The 18,068-nt window shown below is 62.7% G+C and carries 15 protein-coding genes; 10 read left to right on the top strand and 5 right to left on the bottom strand.

The window, feature by feature from the left end; genetic code table 11:
• Positions 1 to 6: 6 nt before the first annotated feature.
• The 3 genes from NH195_RS17920 (at position 7) to NH195_RS17910 (ending at position 7,015) form a co-directional block, all read left to right on the top strand.
• Positions 7 to 3,081: a molybdopterin-dependent oxidoreductase gene (locus NH195_RS17920; protein WP_066710253.1), complete on the top strand. Its 3,075-nt coding sequence runs from the start codon at positions 7 to 9 to the stop codon at positions 3,079 to 3,081.
• Between the two features lie 201 nt (positions 3,082 to 3,282).
• Positions 3,283 to 5,883 carry a TonB-dependent receptor gene (locus NH195_RS17915; protein ID WP_066710251.1) on the top strand — a complete coding sequence of 867 codons (2,601 nt, stop codon included), beginning with the start codon at positions 3,283 to 3,285 and terminating at the stop codon, positions 5,881 to 5,883.
• Positions 5,884 to 5,887: 4 nt separating this feature from the next.
• The gene (locus tag NH195_RS17910) at positions 5,888 to 7,015 is read left to right on the top strand and encodes a cytochrome-c peroxidase (protein ID WP_202906527.1); all 1,128 of its coding nucleotides are present in this window, start codon (positions 5,888 to 5,890) and stop codon (positions 7,013 to 7,015) included.
• Positions 7,016 to 7,083: 68 nt separating this feature from the next.
• Here NH195_RS17910 and katG read toward each other — a convergent pair whose 3' ends face one another.
• Positions 7,084 to 9,261 carry a catalase/peroxidase HPI gene (gene katG / locus NH195_RS17905; RefSeq protein ID WP_066710248.1) on the bottom strand — a complete coding sequence of 726 codons (2,178 nt, stop codon included), beginning with the start codon at positions 9,259 to 9,261 and terminating at the stop codon, positions 7,084 to 7,086.
• Between the two features lie 211 nt (positions 9,262 to 9,472).
• On the opposite strand from katG, the gene NH195_RS17900 reads away from it, so the two are divergent.
• Positions 9,473 to 9,658: a hypothetical protein gene (locus NH195_RS17900; RefSeq protein WP_155846227.1), complete on the top strand. Its 186-nt coding sequence runs from the start codon at positions 9,473 to 9,475 to the stop codon at positions 9,656 to 9,658.
• 74 nt (positions 9,659 to 9,732) lie between these two features.
• Positions 9,733 to 10,083: a hypothetical protein gene (locus tag NH195_RS17895; RefSeq protein ID WP_066710244.1), complete on the top strand. Its 351-nt coding sequence runs from the start codon at positions 9,733 to 9,735 to the stop codon at positions 10,081 to 10,083.
• 110 nt (positions 10,084 to 10,193) lie between these two features.
• Here NH195_RS17895 and NH195_RS17890 read toward each other — a convergent pair whose 3' ends face one another.
• Complete coding sequence (locus tag NH195_RS17890; RefSeq protein WP_066710240.1) at positions 10,194 to 11,246, bottom strand: cytochrome-c peroxidase; 1,053 nt, start codon at positions 11,244 to 11,246, stop codon at positions 10,194 to 10,196.
• Between the two features lie 226 nt (positions 11,247 to 11,472).
• On the opposite strand from NH195_RS17890, the gene NH195_RS17885 reads away from it, so the two are divergent.
• From NH195_RS17885 to NH195_RS17865, 5 genes are all read left to right on the top strand, one after another.
• Positions 11,473 to 12,771 carry a 3-deoxy-D-manno-octulosonic acid transferase gene (locus NH195_RS17885; RefSeq protein ID WP_066710238.1) on the top strand — a complete coding sequence of 433 codons (1,299 nt, stop codon included), beginning with the start codon at positions 11,473 to 11,475 and terminating at the stop codon, positions 12,769 to 12,771.
• A gap of 177 nt (positions 12,772 to 12,948) precedes the next feature.
• The gene (locus NH195_RS17880) at positions 12,949 to 13,368 is read left to right on the top strand and encodes an NUDIX hydrolase (RefSeq protein WP_238379804.1); all 420 of its coding nucleotides are present in this window, start codon (positions 12,949 to 12,951) and stop codon (positions 13,366 to 13,368) included.
• Positions 13,369 to 13,482: 114 nt separating this feature from the next.
• Positions 13,483 to 13,947, top strand: a complete 465-nt coding sequence (locus NH195_RS17875) for a DUF1178 family protein (RefSeq protein WP_066710232.1) — start codon at positions 13,483 to 13,485, stop codon at positions 13,945 to 13,947.
• Between the two features lie 69 nt (positions 13,948 to 14,016).
• Positions 14,017 to 14,664, top strand: coding sequence for an SDR family NAD(P)-dependent oxidoreductase (locus tag NH195_RS17870; protein WP_066710229.1), 648 nt, complete (start codon positions 14,017 to 14,019; stop codon positions 14,662 to 14,664).
• Between the two features lie 109 nt (positions 14,665 to 14,773).
• Positions 14,774 to 16,009, top strand: a complete 1,236-nt coding sequence (locus NH195_RS17865) for an aspartate kinase (protein WP_066710226.1) — start codon at positions 14,774 to 14,776, stop codon at positions 16,007 to 16,009.
• Positions 16,010 to 16,081: 72 nt separating this feature from the next.
• On the opposite strand, the gene bla is transcribed toward NH195_RS17865, so the two are convergent.
• The 3 genes from bla to NH195_RS21325 all read right to left on the bottom strand — a co-directional run bounded on the left by bla (position 16,082) and on the right by NH195_RS21325 (position 18,009).
• Entirely contained in the window at positions 16,082 to 16,945 is an 864-nt protein-coding gene (bla, locus tag NH195_RS17860) for a class A beta-lactamase (protein WP_162265895.1), read from the bottom strand.
• 38 nt (positions 16,946 to 16,983) lie between these two features.
• Entirely contained in the window at positions 16,984 to 17,700 is a 717-nt protein-coding gene (locus NH195_RS17855) for a hypothetical protein (RefSeq protein ID WP_066710220.1), read from the bottom strand.
• A gap of 81 nt (positions 17,701 to 17,781) precedes the next feature.
• Entirely contained in the window at positions 17,782 to 18,009 is a 228-nt protein-coding gene (locus tag NH195_RS21325) for a hypothetical protein (RefSeq protein ID WP_155846225.1), read from the bottom strand.
• Positions 18,010 to 18,068: the final 59 nt, after the last annotated feature.

Below are 18,068 nucleotides of genomic sequence, written 5' to 3'. Positions count from 1 at the left end.
ACGAAAATGACCAAACGTCGTAACATTCTCAAAGGTGTCGCAGCCGCCGGTGCGCTTGGAACCTTCGGGGTCGGCTATACCGAAACCGTCCAGAAACTCGCACGCGGAAAATGGTCCGGTAAGAAACCCCGCGACGAACATGTCGTCGGCAATTCGATCCCGGCGGAATATTCCGTCGATCCGGTGACCGGCGACGTGACGCCGAACCCGGATCAGGCGATCAGCTATACGATGTGCAACGGCTGCACCACCATGTGCGGCGTGCGGGTGCGGGTCGACAAGGCCAATAACAAAGTGCTGCGCGTCTCCGGCAACCCCTACAGCGCCATGAGCACTGATCCGTTCATTCCTTACGAATCCTCCGTCGCCGAGAGCTTTGCCGCGATGGCACAGGCGGGCACAGGGCAAGGGCTCACCAATCGCTCCACCGCCTGCGGGCGCGGCAATGCTGTGTTGCAACAGGTCGACAACCCGCGCCGGGTGCTGAAACCCCTGAAACGGGTCGGCCCGCGCGGCTCCGGCAAATGGGAGACGATCAGCTTTGAACAGTTGATCGAAGAGGTCACCGAAGGCGGCGATCTCTTTGGCGAGGGCCGCGTGGCCGGTCTGCGCGAAATCCGCGATCTGGATACTTTGGCCGTCGAAGGCGCGCCCGAATTCGGGCCGCGCGCCAACCGGCTTGTCTGGATGAACTGCGTCGATGACGGGCGCGACAATTTCGTGCTGCGCTGGCTGAAACAGAGCTTTGGCTCGAACAACTTCACTCGTCACGGCAGCTATTGCGGCGGTGCCTACCGCTCGGGTTCCGGCGCGATGTTCGGCGATGTCAAAGCCATGCCGCACGCGAAACCCGATTTCTCCAACGCAGAATTCGTGATCTTCGCGGGCACCGCACCGGGCAATGCCGGGAACCCGTTCAAACGCGTCGGCAACCTTGTCGCCAAGGCGCGCGTCGATGGCGATCTGAAATATGTGGTCATCGACCCGGTGCTGAACCATGCGCAAAACGGCCCTTCGGGCGAACGGTCGCGCTGGATCCCGATCAAACCGGGGACGGATGGCGCGCTGGCCATGGCGATGATGCAATGGATGTTCGCCAATGACCGCATCAATCACGCCTACCTCGCCCAGCCTTCCATGGCCGCCGCCGAAGCCGTGGGCGAGACAAGCTGGACCAATGCCACCCATCTGGTGATCGTCGAAGAGGGCCATCCCCGCTACGGCAAGCTCCTGCGTGGCTCCGACATGGGGCTTGCGATCGAGGGCGATGCCTATTCCGAAACCGATCCCTTCATGATCGCCTCCGATACCGGCCCGGTCCCTGCCGGTAACTCGGCCGCCCCTCTGTTCCACGAGGGGCGGACCGAGACCCAGAACGGGCCAGTCGCGGTGAAAACCAGCCTCACGCTTTTGCGCGAAGAGGCCGACCGGCTGAGCATGGACGACTATGCCGCCGCTTGCGGCATCCCGGTTGCAACCATCGAAGAGCTCGCCCGCGAGTTCACCAGCCATGGCCGCAAAGCCGCCGTCAATTCGCATGGCGGCATGATGAACGGCTCGGGCTTTGGCAATGCCTATGCGCTGATGATGCTCAACACGCTCATTGGCAACCTGAACTGGAAAGGCGGGACGATGATCGCCGGCGGCTGGTTCCCCGACAACAAGGGGCCTGCTTATGATCTCGCCAGCTTCCCCGGTGCGGTCAAAGCCAAAGGCCTGCCTTACGGGCGTAATGCGCCCTATGAGAAAACCACCGAGTTCAAGACCAAGAAAGCGGCGGGCAAACCCTATCCGGCGGACGGGCCGTGGTATCCGAACGCACCGGGGCTTGCGACCGAATGGATCAGTTCGCTGGTGAACCATTACCCCTATGGCGCCGAGGCGCTGATCTTCCGCAACACCAATCCGGTTTACGGCATCCCCGGCATCGCCCATGTGGTCGACAGGCTGAAAGACCCAGAGGTCGTCCCGCTGATCATCTCCATCGACCCGTTCATCAACGAGAGCACGGCGATCTCCGATTATATCGTGCCGGACTCGGTGATGTACGAAACATGGGGCTTCTCGAAACCCTGGGGCGGCGTGGCGACCAAAGCCACGACGGCGCGCTGGCCGGTCATTGAACCAAAGATGGAGAAAAACGCCGAAGGCGAGCGCATCGGGATGGAGACCTTCCTCATCGCGGTTGCCAAACGCATCGGCCTGCCGGGCTTTGGCGACAAGGCGATCCCGGATGCGGAGGGCAATCTCCATCCGCTCAACCGGGCCGAAGACTGGTTCATACGCGGGGCGGTCAATGTCGCGATGATCGGCAAGCCGGTGGCGGATGCGACGGACGAGGACATCGCGCTCTCCAATGTCACCCGCATTCTCGACGATCTGAAAGCCACGCTGAAACCCGATGAATGGCGCAAGGCCGCGACGGTCTACGCCAAGGGCGGGCGTTACGAGAATATCACCCGCAGCTATCAGGGCGACAAGGCCACTTATGCCTTCAGCGAGCCGATGATGGTCTGGAACGAAGGGCTCGGCAGCTTCCGCCGCGCCACCACCGGCACGCGGCTTCCCGGCACGCCCTATTGGCGGGAGGCGGAGTTTGCCGATGGCTCGAAAGTCTCCGAGCATTTCACGCCGAAGGACTGGCCCTTGAAGGTCATGAGCTTCAAATCGCCGTTGCAGAACTCCTATTCGGTCGGCTCCCCGGCCCTGCTGCGCATCGTTGCGTCCAACCCGGTGATCGTCGGCACGGCTCTGGCCCGGGAACACGGCATCGCGACCGGCGACATGATCCGGCTCACCACGCCCGGCGGCACGCTCGAAAGCGTCGCCGTGGTTCGGAACGGCATCGCGCCCGACACCGTGGCAATCGAGCACGGCTTCGGTCACAAAGGCTTCGGTGCGCAGGACATCACCATCGACGGCCACACCACGCCGGGTGATACGCGTCTGGCCGCAGGGGTTCTTTTGAACGATCTGGGCATCATCGACCCGACCCGCTCCAGACCCGGCGTCTGGGTGGACCCGGTCTCCGGCACTGCCGTGCGGCAGGGCCTTCCGGCCCGAATCGAACGCATCGCGTAAGACTGCCAAACCTCTGAAACAGGCCCGTTTCCAAGCGGGCCTGTTGCTTTTTCATCACCTGACGCGACGACAACGACATATACGACAAAAACCATAAGAATTATTCTTGTCGGCTTTCCGCAGCCCTTCTAGAACGCCGGAAATCCTCCGAAGCAAGCCAAGCGCCAGCCCAAGGACCCACGCACATCCAGGACGGGCCCCATGCGCTTTACATCTCTCTCTCTTCGCCACCGCGCCGTGCTCATGGGCACAAGCGCACTTCTTCTCTCCGCCCCCGCCGCCTTCGCACAGGAGGCCACGGTGCTCGACCCGATCCTGATCGAAGGTGCGGAGGGGCAAATTCAGGCGATTGAGGGCTCGGACGAGGGCGTCGGCGCCACCGCGCTCGACGCCGATGCCATAGCCATTCGCGGCGACGGCTCGGGCGATGCCAACACCGCGCTGACCACCCTGCCGCAGGTGCAGGGCGCCACCGCCGACATCAATGATGCGGGCAGCAACATCGACGATGTGCTCGACCTGAAGCCGGTGGAATTGTCGATCTCCGGAGCAACCCTGTCGGAAAACAGCATCCTCCTGAACGGCGTCGGCATCGACTCCGTCACCGGCAACACAAGCCCGACCACGGCAACCGACCTGAACCGCGAAAACGACATGCCGAACATGTATTCCTTCTACGGGATGCATACCCAGAACCAGTTCATCCCAAGCTCGATGCTCGACAGCGCCGAGGTCCTGAGTTCGAACATCTCCGCGCAATATGGCGGGTTTCAGGGCGGTGTTGTGAAATACGAGCTGAACGCCCCGACGCCTGAGCGCGCAGAAGGCTCGGTCACGCTGAATTACAGCAGCTCCGACTGGACCGACTACAAGATCGGCACGGAGGACGGCGAGAATCCCGAGGATCAGCCGGAACCGACATGGACCAAGCTCGAATACGCCTTCGACGTCAACCAGCCGCTGGGAGACCGCTCTGCGCTGCGCTTCGGCTTCTCGCGCCGCTCCGCCGAAGGCAGCAAGGCGATGAATGCGCAATATGTCGAGGACACCGTCGACAGCGACAGCCGCAGCGATTTCTACACCCTGTCCTACCTGCACGACTTCCTGAATGGGGACAGGCTGACCCTCTCCGGCCAATACACCGATTACAATCAGGACTGGGACAGCAATTTCGCCGAGGATTTCCACCTCGACGTCACCAAACAATCGCTGTCGCTCGATGCGAAATACGAGAAAGAACTCGGCACCCTGTCCTTTGCGGGCGTCGATCTCAGGGACACAAAACTGACCCTGCGCGCCATCCGTCAGGACAACAAGAACGCCAACGAAAACGACGCAACCGAGTTCTATTATTGGTACGGCTCCTATCGCAACGGATACTACAGCGACGCCTTCGAGGATTGGTGCATCGCCGACGAAACCGGCACGACCTCCGTCTCCTGTCTGACCGGGGGGCTGGGCAGCACCGACTACAGCGACACCCAGAACCGCATCGAAGCCCGCTTTGAGGGCGATATCTGGAACGGAAAATTCCTGTTGGGCGGTGCGATGAAACAGATCTCCGCCAATCGCACCGGCTCCGGTTTCACCTATTACTCGACCACGACCCGGATGTCGGACAGCTACGCGTTCGACGCTTTCACCTGCCCCGCAGGCGATGCCGCCTGTTATGAAGACGCCTATTTCAACCGGCGGATCATTCAGGAGGCCTATGACATCGACATAGATGTCTTCGCTGCGGACACCTTCGCCGAACTGGAACAGAGCTGGGGCGACGTGACCCTGCGTGCGGGCCTGCGCGCCGATTACAACGATGTGCTCGAAAATCTCGACATCGCCCCCCGGTTCATGGCGACCTGGAAACCTTCCGACGACTTCTCCCTGAGCCTCGGTGCGAACCGTTATTACAGCGACAGTTACCTGAAATATGCGATCCACGACGCCCTGCCGCGCGGCCTGAACCAGACCCGCAGCCATGACAGCGCCACCGGCGAGGTCGAGGACACATGGGAGACCCAGATCGACCTCGGCGGCTATTATTACACTCAGGGCAACCTCGATACGCCCTATACCGACGAAATCGCACTCACCGCGCTGTTCCGCGACCGCTGGACCGGCGGCACATGGCGACTGAACGGCACCTACCGTGAGGGCAAGGATCAGTTTGCCGCCTCAGAGGACAGCTCGACACGCGACCAGACCCTGACCAACGACGGCTGGACCGAATATAAAGCCGTGTCGCTGGAATATGAGAACAACTGGGAGATCAACCACGGGGCGCTCGACAGCCTCGGCATCTACATCTCCGGCGTGATGGAAGACAGCGCCACTTCCTCCAACAGCTATTTCGCCGAAGAGGTCGGAAGCACCTCTTTCTATTACTACGACGGCAAGAGCTACACCTATGGCGAGTTCGAGCGCATGCGCAACAATCTCGACATTCCCCTGCGCACCACGCTCGAGCTGCGCAGCAGTTGGCACGACGAACGGCTCAAGTTCGGCCTCGGGGCCAATGTGGTCTTTGGCTACAACGGGGTGCGCTACACCGGCGAGGACGACGATTTCGTCAACGACAGCTATGGCGAGGTGGAGCATTACATCTACGAAGACTACAGCTACAAGACCACCGCCACCGCGTTCCTCACCGCCAAGCTGCGTCTGGCCGAAGTGCAGGGCAAGACCGTCGATCTCAACATGAAACTCTCCAACCTGTTCAACGACACCGGCAACGAGGTTGCCAGTGACGATAACCCGTGGCTCGAAGGCCGCAGCCTCTATCTCGGTACATCCCTCACATGGTGATCCTATGACAAAGACCTCCGCACTCCGCACCCATCTCTGGCACATGCCCGTCTGGGCCGCCGTCGCCGTGGTTCTGGGCGTGGGGGTCTATGACCGTCTCGAACTCACCCCGTCCGAGACCGACCGGCTGCGCCAGATCTATTCCGGCCCGTCTTCGGACTGGCCCGCGCCCTGGGTCGACGCCGGTGTCGCCTATGTCGAACTGGCCCCCGCCCCCCTGCCCGCCCTGCCCGAAGACGGCAGCCGGGAGGCCTTGCAGGTCGCTTTGGGAGAGCGGCTGTTCAACGATCCGGTTCTGTCCGAATCCGGTCACATCGCCTGCCAGAGCTGTCACAACCGACGCGAAGGCTGGGGCGACGGTCTGCCGCGTCCCTTCGGTCACGCCCGCACCGAAGGCCGCCGCAACGCACCCGCGCTGTTCGCCGCCTGGGCGCGTCCGGCGTTTTTCTGGGACGGGCGCGCCGACAGTCTCGAAGATCAGATGATGGGGCCGCTGTCGGACCCGGCGGAAATGGCCAATCACGATCTGAGCAGCGTGACCCATCGCCTCAAATGGCTCGACGGCTATCCCGAGGATTTCGCCGCGGTCTATGGCGATCAGGAGATCACGCTCGACCGCGTGGCGGGGGCATTGGCGGCGTTCCAGACCCATCTCGATGCGCCGACCCGGCTGGACCGGTTTCTCTCCGGCGAAACCGCCATGCTCAGTGATGAACAGATCGAAGGGCTGCACCTCTTCCGCACCAAGGCGCGCTGCGTGAATTGCCATATGGGGCCTGCGCTGATGGACGGGGAGTTCCACAAGATCGGCCTGACCTATTACGAGCGCAGCTATCACGACATGGGGCGCCATGAGATCACCGGTGAGGCGGCGGATGCCGGGGCCTTCCTGACCCCCAGCCTGCGCCATGTCTCGCGCAGCGGGCCTTACATGCACAACGGTCTGTTCCCGACGCTGCGAGGTCTCGTGAACCTCTACAACGCAGGCGGCGCGCATCAGCCCGAACAACCGGAACGCGCCGCCCGCGACCAGATGTTCCTCCCGGCGACCGAGGTCGATCCGCTGCTAAAACCGCTCGATCTCACGACGGACGAACGCGCGGCCCTGGTCGCCTTTCTCGAAGCGATCTGATTCTCCATCAAATATTCCATGAAAAAGGGCGCCCCGAACGGGACGCCCTTCTTGCATGTCCGAGGCGATCAGGCGGTCAGGTCGAACCGATCCGCGTTCATCACCTTGACCCAGGCCTTGACGAAATCCGCCACGAATTTCTCCGCGTTGTCGTCCTGAGCATAGACCTCCGCATAGGCGCGCAGGATAGAGTTCGAGCCGAACACCAGATCGGTGCGCGTGGCGGTGTATTTCACCGCGCCGGTCTTGCGATCGGTGATCTCATAGACCCCGCCTTTGACCGGCACCCATTTGTAATCCATGTCGGTCAGGGTCACAAAGAAGTCCGGCGTCAACGCGCCTTCGCGCTCCGTGAACACGCCATGTTTCGTACCGCCGTAATTGGTGCCCAAAACCCGCATGCCGCCGGTCAGAACCGTCATCTCCGGCGCGGTCAGCCCCATGAGTTGGGTGCGGTCGAGCATCAGCTCCTCGGGAGAGACCACATAGTCCTTCTTGAGCCAGTTGCGATAACCATCGGCGATGGGCTCCAACACGTCGAAGCTCTCGGCATCGGTCATCTCGTCGGTGGCGTCGCCCCGACCCGGCGCAAACGGCACGATGATCTCAAAGCCCGCCGCTTTCGCCGCCTGCTCGATGCCAACGCCCCCGGCCAGCACGATCACGTCGGCCACCGACGCCCCGGCCTCTGCCGCAATGGGTTCGAGCACGGAGAGCACCTTCGCCAGACGGGCGGGTTCGTTGCCTTCCCAGTCCTTTTGCGGCGCCAGACGGATGCGCGCGCCATTGGCCCCGCCCCGCATGTCGGAACCGCGATAGGTCCGGGCGCTGTCCCAAGCGGTCGACACCATCTCGGAGATCGACAGACCGGAGGCCGCAATCTTCGCCTTGACCGCATCGACATCGTAAGAGGTCGAACCGGCGGGCACCGGGTCCATCCAGATCAGGTCTTCGGACGGCACATCCGGCCCGATGTAACGGACTTTCGGCCCCATATCGCGGTGGGTCAGTTTGAACCAGGCGCGGGCAAACGTGTCGGCGAAATAGGCCGGATCGGCCATGAACTTCTGGCAGATCGCGTTGTAGATCGGGTCCACTTTCATCGCCATATCGGCATCGGTCATCATCGGGTTGTGGCGCTTCGACGGGTCGGTCGCGTCCAGAGGTTTGTCCTCTTCCTTGATGTCGACCGGCTCCCATTGCCACGCCCCTGCGGGCGATTTGCGCAGCTCCCACTCATGGCCGAAGAGCATGTCGAAGAAGCCCATGTCGAACTGCGTCGGATGGGTCGTCCATGCGCCCTCAAGACCGGAGGTCACGGCATTCGCCGCCTTGCCATGCTGGTTCGGGTTCGACCAGCCAAGCCCCTGCATCTCGGGACCGGCGGCTTCCGGGTCCGCGCCCAGAACGGAGGCATCCCCGTTGCCGTGGGTCTTGCCGACCGTGTGACCGCCAGCCGTCAGAGCCGCGGTTTCCTCGTCGTTCATCGCCATCCGGGCAAAGGTCTCGCGCACCTGAGCGGCGGTTTTCATCGGGTCCGGTTTGCCGTTCACCCCCTCGGGGTTCACGTAGATCAGGCCCATCTGCACCGCCGCGAGCGGGTTTTCCATCGTGTCGGGCTTGTCGACATCGCTGTAGCGCTCGTCGGAGGGCGCGAGCCATTCCTTCTCCGCACCCCAATAGGTGTCTTTCTCCGGGTGCCAGATATCTTTGCGGCCAAAGCCGAAGCCAAAAGTCTTCAGCCCCATGTTCTCATAGGCAATCGTGCCCGCCAGAACGATCAGGTCGGCCCAGCTCACCTTGTTGCCGTATTTCTTCTTGATCGGCCACAACAGGCGACGCGCCTTGTCGAGGCTGACGTTGTCGGGCCAGGAGTTCAGCGGCGCAAAACGCTGGTTGCCGGTGCCACCACCGCCACGCCCGTCGGCCAGACGATAGGACCCCGCCGCGTGCCACGACAGACGGATCATCAAGCCGCCGTAATGCCCCCAGTCCGCCGGCCACCAGTCCTGGCTTTCGGTCATCAGCGCATGCATGTCGGCCTTCAGCGCGTCGAAATCGAGACCTTTCACCGCCTCGCGATAGTCGAAGGCCTCGTCCATCGGGTCGGTCTTGGTATCGTGCTGGTGCAGGATGTCGAGGTTGAGCGCATTCGGCCACCAGTCCATCACATTGCTGCCCATGGCCGTATTGCCGCCATGCATGACCGGGCATTTGCCCGCGGTTTTCATCTCGTTGCCGTCCATCTGGTCCTCCGTTGACTGACGTGAATGCGTCTGGGAACAACCGCTTTCGCCCGGCAACAGGTTCCGGGCTGCGACAAGCTGTCACCTCTTGAGCACAGGGGTAGCAAGCCAGATAAATAAAAAGAAATTGTATTATTTTTGATATAAAATAAGAAAATCTAATATCAAAACCGGCCTGCACAGACATCAGGGGGGACAGATCAGCTTCCGGTTGACATTGCCCGAGACCGAGGACAGGCAGGGCATCCTGCTGATCCCCGCCCTGCCCGGGATCAAGGCCACCGGCGAGGGGCTCCTCGATCTTTTGCGCCACACGCCGGGTGCGTCGAGCTACGCTGTCCTCTCCGCCCGCGACCATCAGTTGCGCGCCCATGCTCTGGAGCTTCTCTCCGCCTGATTGTCCCCGTCCCGTTCCCCCTGTCTTCGCCCCTTCGGGTGCGGAGGTTTCAGGCGTTCGCTCAGGAGTGCCCCATGACCCAGCCTTCCCCGACCAAGGCCCGCCGTATCGTCATCGCCACCGCCCCAGGTCAGTTGCGTCTGCGCTTCATGACCGCGCCTCTCGGCCCCAGCGACAACCGGACCGCCCCGCCGCGCTTCGACGCTCCGCCGCGCCCGAACGCTCTGCCCCGCCGGGAACATGAAATGACCGAGCACCTGCTGGAGCGTTGCACGCAGTATCAGCATCAGGGCAAGGACGAGCTTGCCGCATTGATCGACCGCATCGGCATGCGCATGATGCAGATCTTTCTCGACCGGGAAAATCATTGGGAAAGTCACTGGGAGAACCATGGCACCCCCACGGAACCGCAGGAACTGCCGTAACCGCATGAGGCCCCGGCAGGGCAGGACACGGGCAGAGCTCCAGCCGTTTGGAGCCTCTGTGGCGGTCGATGCCGGAGCGTCCGAAAAGCGCCCCGGCACCGCAGGTCACATCACTCCACGATAATCTCTGCCGTCGGCCGCGGGGTCGTCGCGGTCTCGGCCGGCAGGACGGGCGTGGTGATCACCGGCATTTCGCCGGTCAGCCCCCCGAGGAAGGCCACGATCTTGCCCGCTTCCTCATCGCTCAGTTCTTCGCCCAACTGGCTTTCGGCCATGATCTGCACGGCGACCTTGAGGTCCCAGACCTTGCCCGAATGGAAATAGGGCGCAGTCAGCGCGATGTTGCGCAGCGGCCCGGCGCGGAAGACATATTCGTCATCCACCGTGTCGGTCACCGCGAACCGGCCACGGTCGCCTTCCGGCAGAATGTCGGAGCCGGGTTTCTCGATCAGGCCGAAGGGATAGTAGCCCTCGCCACCGATGTTCACACCGGCGTGGCAGGCGACACAGCCCTTGTCCATGAACAGTTCGAGGCCGGCGATCTGGTCTTCGCTCAGCGCATTGTCATCACCGTTGAGCCAGGAATCGAACGGCGCAGGGGTCAGAAGCGTCGCCTCGAAGGCCTCGATCGCCTTGGCCATATTGTCGAAACTCACCGGTTCGGCCTCATCCGGAAAGGACTCCTCGAACCATTCCACATATTGCCCCATCGACGACAGGGTCGCGACCACGTTTTCCGGCGTGTTGGCCATCTCGACACCGGCCTGGATCGGTCCTTTGGCCTGTGCCTTCAGATCGTCGGCGCGCCCGTCCCAGAATTGCGCCTCGTTGAACACGGCGTTCAGCACGGTCGGCGAGTTGCGCGGCCCTTTCTGCCAGCCATGGCCCACCGAGGTCTCCATGTTGTCGTCCCCGCCCGTCGTCAGGTTGTGGCAGGAATAGCAGGAGAACACGCCAGAGGCCGACAGGCGCGGATCGAAGAACAGCGCCTTGCCGAGATCAATCTTTTCCTTGGTAATCGGGTTGTCCGCCACGGCAGGCACCGTGGAGGGGAGCGGTTTGAAATATTCGAGCGCAGTGTCTCTCAACTCATTCGCCGAGGCGGCCGAAGCGCCCAGAGCGGCGACACTGGCCAACAGAGCAATACGCGGTGCAAGTCTCATAAATCTCTCCCTCGCATTCAAAGATGCAATTTGACGATCGCGCGTCCGTGATCAAATTTAGAATTCCTCCAATTCCAAACCATGACTTGGATCAATTCCAATTCCAGAACGCCACTTGACCGCCCATACCCTCCCTCCTCTGATCGCTGTGCGTCCCGTGATCCCTTGCCAACGAAGCGATCCACGTCGTAAGCGGGGAATATGGTTTCTCCCCTGAGGCGATGTCTTGCTGCTGTATCGTGCCCTTCTGTTGCTCCTGAGCCCGCTTTTTGCACTCGCCCTCCTGCGGCAAGTGCTGCGCGGGCGCGAAAAGCCGCGCGATCTGGCGGAGCGTTTCACCGCAGGCATCCCCCGCCACCCGCAGTCCTGCGCCACCCGGCTCTGGGTGCATGGTGCCTCCAACGGTGAGTTGACCGCCGCGCGCAGCCTCATCGAAGAGGCCCTGAACCGCGCACCGGGGCTCGAGATCCTCGTCACCGTCAACACGGTGAGTGCCCGGCGCATGGTGCGCAAATGGCATCTGCCGCGGGTTCAGGTGCGACTGGCACCGATGGATCTGCGTCCGGTGCTGCGGCACTTTCTCGATCTTTACGATCCCGCCGCCCTCATTTCTCTGGAAAACGAGATCTGGCCCAATCGCTTCACGATTCTGAAGAAACGCGGCATCCCGGTGATCGTCGCGGGCGCGCGCATGTCGGAACGCACGGCACGGCGCTGGTCGCAGATGCAATGGCTCTTCGGCCCAACCACCCGCGCGACCATCGGTGCCATCACCCGACTGGCGGCGCAGGACGCCGCCTCCGAACAACGCCTGTTGCAACTGGGTCTGCCCACCGACCGCCTGTTGCCGCGCATGAACCTCAAGACCACGGTCGATCTGCAAGCTGCCCCCGAAGCCGCGCTGGCCGCGCTGCGCCCGCATTTCCCGCATGCCACAACGCTTTTGGCCGCCTCCACCCATGAGGGCGAGGAGCGCGTGCTGCTCGAAGCCTATGGTCTGCTGCGTCAGAGCCAGCCCGACGCCCGGCTGATCCTCGCCCCCCGTCATCCCCGGCGCGGCGATGCGGTGGCGCAGGAGCTGACCCGCGCGGGGCTCGCTTTCGCCCGCCGCTCCCTGAACGACGATCCCGCCGCCGCGCCGGTCTATCTCGCCGACACGCTGGGCGAGATGGCGCTCTGGTATCAGCTTGCGGGGCTCTGTTTCGTCGGCGGTTCCCTCGGCCCGCGCGGCGGCCACACCCCCTTCGAACCGGCGCAGTTCGATTGCGCCCTGCTGTATGGCCCGCATGTCTCCAACCACCTCGCCGCCTATCAGGCGCTGGCGGACATCGGCGGCGCTGTGGAGGTGACGGATGCCGCCGGTCTGGCCGCCGCCGCCGCCCGGCTGATGGCCGATCCCGAGGCCGCCGCCCAAATGGCACAGAACGCCCACACCGCCCTCACGCCGCTGCGCGCCGCCCAGATGCGGCAGGAGGCGTTCTGGAACGCGCTGGCCGATCTGCCCAAATTGCAGGCGCTGGCCTGAGCCACGGACGTTTTTGCTTTTCAGCCGTCACATGAGCTTGTTACTCATGCGCTAGTCTGTTGCACATCTGCCGGTTGGGGGGCCGCAGATGCAGCGGCGTCGGAGGATTTCGAGCAGGTGTCATTGATCAGAGCCAGACAACTTCCGGTCAAACTGGGCCGGGGCGGGAAAGACGGAGTGCGCACACAGTTCGGCGCGCTGATCTGGCGTCAGCGCAAGGACAAATTGCAGGTGCTTCTGGTCAAATCCCGGCGCAGCAAGCGCTGGATCATCCCCAAGGGCTGGCCGATGCATGGCGAAACCCCGGTTCAGGCCGCGGCGATCGAGGCCTGGGAGGAAGCGGGCGTTAAGGGGCGCCCCGCGCCGATCTGCATCGGCCTCTATTCCTACCTGAAAACCCCGCGCGAGGGCGGATTGCCGAAACCCTGCGTCGTCGCGGTGTTTCCGCTCAAGGCCCGCTGGGTGTTCGACAAATACCCGGAAATGCATGAACGCAAACGCAAATGGGTCTCGCAGAAGAAGGCCGCGAGCCTCGTCGCCGAACCGGAACTGGCACAGGTCATCCGGCATTTCGATCCCAGACATTACAAACTCTGAACCACGGAGCCGCCGCCAATCAGGCCGCCAATCAGATTGCCAAGCCCCCCAAGGGCAGCTAGTCTGGGGCACTTGCAAACCCGCATCAGAGACACCCCAGCCCCCGCCCCAACCATGATCCGCTACAGCCTCAAATGTGCCGAAGGCCACCAGTTCGACAGCTGGTTCCATTCGGCGGACGCCTTCGACACGCTGCGCGCCAGCGGACAGGTGAGCTGTCCGGTCTGTGGCGCGACCGATGTCGAAAAGGCGATCATGGCGCCCCGGGTCAGCACCTCGCGGAGCCGCACCGACGCCCCCGCACAAGGGACGCCGCCCGCCACGCCCGCGCCCGATATGTCTCCGCCTCCCAGCCCTGAGCAGATCGAACAGGCGGTCGCCAAGCTGCGCGCCGAGGTCGAGGCCAATTCCGATTACGTCGGTGTCGAATTCGCCGCCGAGGCCCGCAAGATCCACGAGGGCGAGGCCCCCGCCCGCGCCATCTATGGCGAGGCGAAACTCGACGAAGCCAAGGCGCTGATCGAAGACGGCGTGCCGGTTTTGCCCCTGCCGTTTACACCGAAACGGAAAATGAACTGACCCGGTTGCCCCCTCGTCGCGGCGCTCTATGTGTCTGCCACACCGGAACGAACCCTCAGGACAGATACCATGCCCACCGCATTGATCACCGGCGCCTCTCGCGGCATCGGGGCCGCCATGACCCGCGAACTCACCGCCCGGAGCTTTGACACCATCGGCACCTCCACGAAAGGCGGCGACGGGCTCTACCCGCTCGACGTCACCGACCCGCAAGGCCCCGCCGCACTGGCGCAAACGCTCTCCGGCACCCCCATCGACCTTCTGGTCTGCAACGCCGGGCTCTATCTCGACCAGGGCCAAAGCCTTGCAACCGGCTACCCCGCAGAGATGTGGGCCAAGGAATTCGCGGTCAATATCACCGGCGTCTTCCTGACCGTGCAGGCCTTTTTGCCCGCGCTCCGTGCCGCACAGGGCAAGATCGCGATCATTTCCTCGCAAATGGCCTCGCACACCCGCGCACCGGGGGGCTCCTATATCTACCGGTCCTCGAAAGCGGCCGCCCTCAATCTCGGGCGCAACCTCGCAACCGATCTGCGCCCCGAAGGCATCGCCGTCGGCATCTATCACCCCGGCTGGGTCAAAACCGACATGGGCGGTGCTGGCGCGGAGATCACGCCCGAAGCGGCGGCCACCGGCCTCTCGGACCGCTTCGATGCCCTCTCCATCGCGACCACCGGCTGTTTCGAGACCTGGGACGGGCGCGACCACGCCTATTGAGGCCGATCCGGCTTAAAAATAACGGCGTCACACAACCGTCACCCTTGCGCTTTGCCCCTTGGGCACTTAGAGAACCGTGACCAGTTTGAGACGGGGGAACCGGGCAAAAATGCCAATTCTCGTGATGAAATTCGGCGGCACGTCCGTCGCAACGCTCGACAAGATCAAACGCGCCGCCAAGCGCGTCGGTCGCGAAGTCGCCAATGGCTATGACGTGATCGTCGTGGTCTCGGCCATGTCGGGCGAAACCAACAAGCTCGTGGGCTTCGTGAACGAAACCTCGCCGATGTATGACGCGCGCGAATATGACGCCGTCGTGTCCTCGGGCGAGAACGTCACGGCGGGCCTCATGGCGTTGACGCTTCAGGAAATGGATGTGCCCGCGCGCAGTTGGCAGGGCTGGCAAGTGCCGCTCAAGACCAATTCCGCGCATTCCGCCGCCCGGATCGAAGAAATCCCGACCGACAACATCCTCGCGAAATTCGCCGAGGGCATGAAAGTCGCCGTTGTGGCCGGCTTCCAGGGCATTTCGCCCGAAGGCCGGATCACCACGCTGGGCCGTGGCGGCTCCGACACCACCGCCGTGGCCTTCGCCGCCGCCTTCGAGGCCGAGCGTTGCGACATCTACACCGATGTGGACGGGGTCTATACCACCGATCCGCGCGTCGAAAGCAAAGCCCGCAAGATGGAAAAAGTCGCCTTCGAGGAGATGCTGGAGATGGCCTCCCTCGGCGCGAAAGTGCTTCAGACCCGCTCCGTCGAACTGGCCATGCGCTACGGTGTGCGCCTGCGCGTCTTGTCGTCTTTCGAGGAATATAACCCCAATGCCGGCACGCTGATCTGTGCCGAGGAGGATATCGTGGAAAACAAACCTGTCTCCGGCATCGCCTCGTCGCGCGAAGAAGCCAAGATGACCCTCGTCTCCATCGCCGACCGTCCCGGCATCGCCGCCGCGATTTTCGGCCCGCTGGCCGAGGCCGGTGTGAATGTCGACATGATCATCCAGAACATCTCGGAAGAGGGTCGCACCGACATGACCTTCTCCTGCCCGATGGATCAGGTGAAACGCGCCGAGGCCGCGCTCGACGAGGCCAAGGCCAAGGGCGATCTGAACTTCGGCGAACTAATCTCCGACATGAACGTGGCGAAGATCTCCCTCGTCGGCATCGGCATGCGCTCGCAATCCGGCGTCGCCGCGAAAATGTTCAAGGTGCTGCGCGACGAAGGCATCAACATCAAGGTGATCGCCACCTCCGAGATCAAGATCTCCGTGCTGATCGACCGCAAATACACCGAGCTGGCCGTGCAGGCCCTGCACGACGCTTTCGAACTCGACAAGGCGTAAGCCCTTCACACATCGCCTCAAGGCCCCCGTGCAATGCGCGGGGGCTTTTCTTTTGCCGATCGGGACGAGCCGTCACACCACCATGCCCAAAGCCACCTCCGCGATGCCGCGAATGGCGGAAACGGCCGCCGGGGTGTTGCCTTTTTTCGTATCGACATAGATCGCCATGGCAAACGCCCGCTCCTCCGGCGCCCACAGCATCGCAATGTCATTGGCCGCGCCGTTGAGCGTCGTTCCCGGCTTGTTGGCCACCTCCCAGGACCTCGGAACGGCGGCGCGTATCCGGTTTTTCGCATTCTGTTCGTTGCGCATCCAGTCGACCAGAAGGGATCTCGACCGCTCCGACAGAACGCCCTCGGGCATCGTCATCCTTTGCACATTCTGCGCCATGGCCAGAGGCGTCGTCGTGTCCCGCGCATCGCCGGGGCTATTGCTGTTCAGGTCCATTTCCACACGATCCAGACGGCTCACCGGATCGCCCATGTCCCGGAAGAACCGCGTCACCGAGGCCGGGCCTCCGACACGTGCCAGCAGAAGATTGGCCGCCGTGTTGTCGCTCCATTCGACCACGGCCTGACAAAGGCTGCGGATCTCAAGCCGCCCTGCCTGCACATACGCCTTGGTCACCGGAGAGGTTGGCAAGAGATCTTTGGCACCGAAGGCAAGGGCCTCGCCCAGATCCAGCGCACCTTCATCGGACTCTCGAAGACATAAGGCCGCCAGAGATGCCTTGAAGGTCGAACACATGGCAAACCGCTCTTCGGCCCGGTGCAGATACACCTGCCCCGTCGCAAGATTTCGGACACAGACCCCGATCCGCGCCGTCAGCTCACGCTCCCTGTCTTGCATGTAAAGATCGGCATCCGGCTTTGCGATCGCGATACCGCCGCTCCAGGGCAACATGGCGGCGCCCAGCACAAAGTCTCTGCGTTTCATTCTGATCTCCATCTATGCATTGAGTGAAACAGGAATAGTCATTCGGCCAGTGGGTACAGTTTTTCGAGCCCCGGGCTCTCCAATATCCCGCCGGTTGTCACAATGGCCGTCCCCTTGATGACATCCCAACAGCCTTCCCGGCTGGCGACATAGGTACAATAGGGGTGGTCCTGCCAATCGGTCAGGAACGCCTCCCGAATCTCCGGGTGCCCCTCTGCGAGATCCGAGAGCATCACAGGAGACGCCAAAGCAACCCCTGCCCCCAAAGCCGCAAGATAGACCATTTCGGCACCGTAATACGCATCTCCGCCAACCAGACGAAACCGGTCCGCCGCATGACCATCAGCCACAAGCAGCGCATTGTAAGACACCGGACTGTCGCCCTGGCCCCAGTCGGCCATGTTCCGCACCCGATAGGCGGCATAATCGTCCGCCCCAAGACCGGAAATAAAATCGTCGAGCAGGGTCTCGGTCACACCATTCTCGGGATCGACATAGACAACATGCGGCGCACCGCTTCCGGCCCGCACGATCGCCACGGAGCCGAATGCCGTCCGCGTGGCCTGCGCGATCAGATCGTCCAGCGGGTCCAGCCCCGAGCGGAAAATGAGATCCCCGGCGCGCCAGTCCCACTCTGCCTCTCGCCATTCACTGGCCTGTGCCGGTGGAGGACAAGCGACATAAACACAACAGACCAGAATCGGAGCGAATCGCCGGGCATATCCATGACCCCGGCGCCATGCCGACTGCAACATCCGCATGCGCCTGTGGCCTGAGGCCGCCCCTATTGCACTCATGCCGCCGCCTTACCCTGTGCCCTCATGACCTGTCGCAGGTTAGGCATATGCCGTCAGCTCTACCAGCCGCGACCACAGGATAAGCGGATATCGGCGCAGCGCCGATCCGGTCATGATCCTGGTCGCATGATCGTCTCGGAAATCACCTGGAACTTTTGTGATCACAGTCCCTGACCAGATCGGCGAAAATACCGGACAAATCGCACCTGCGGCGAATTTTTCTGCACCTGCACAGGCAACTCCCGGATTTTTCTGCACTTTTTCCACGCAAATTCACGCTCACCCTGCCCGCAGAGGTTGATTTCCTCTGGGCAATCCCCACATCT

The organism is Celeribacter ethanolicus, assembly GCF_001550095.1.
Lineage (GTDB): Bacteria > Pseudomonadota > Alphaproteobacteria > Rhodobacterales > Rhodobacteraceae > Celeribacter > Celeribacter ethanolicus.
Note: the sequence above shows the minus strand (reverse complement) of the source record. Positions and strands in the feature narration are given on the sequence as shown.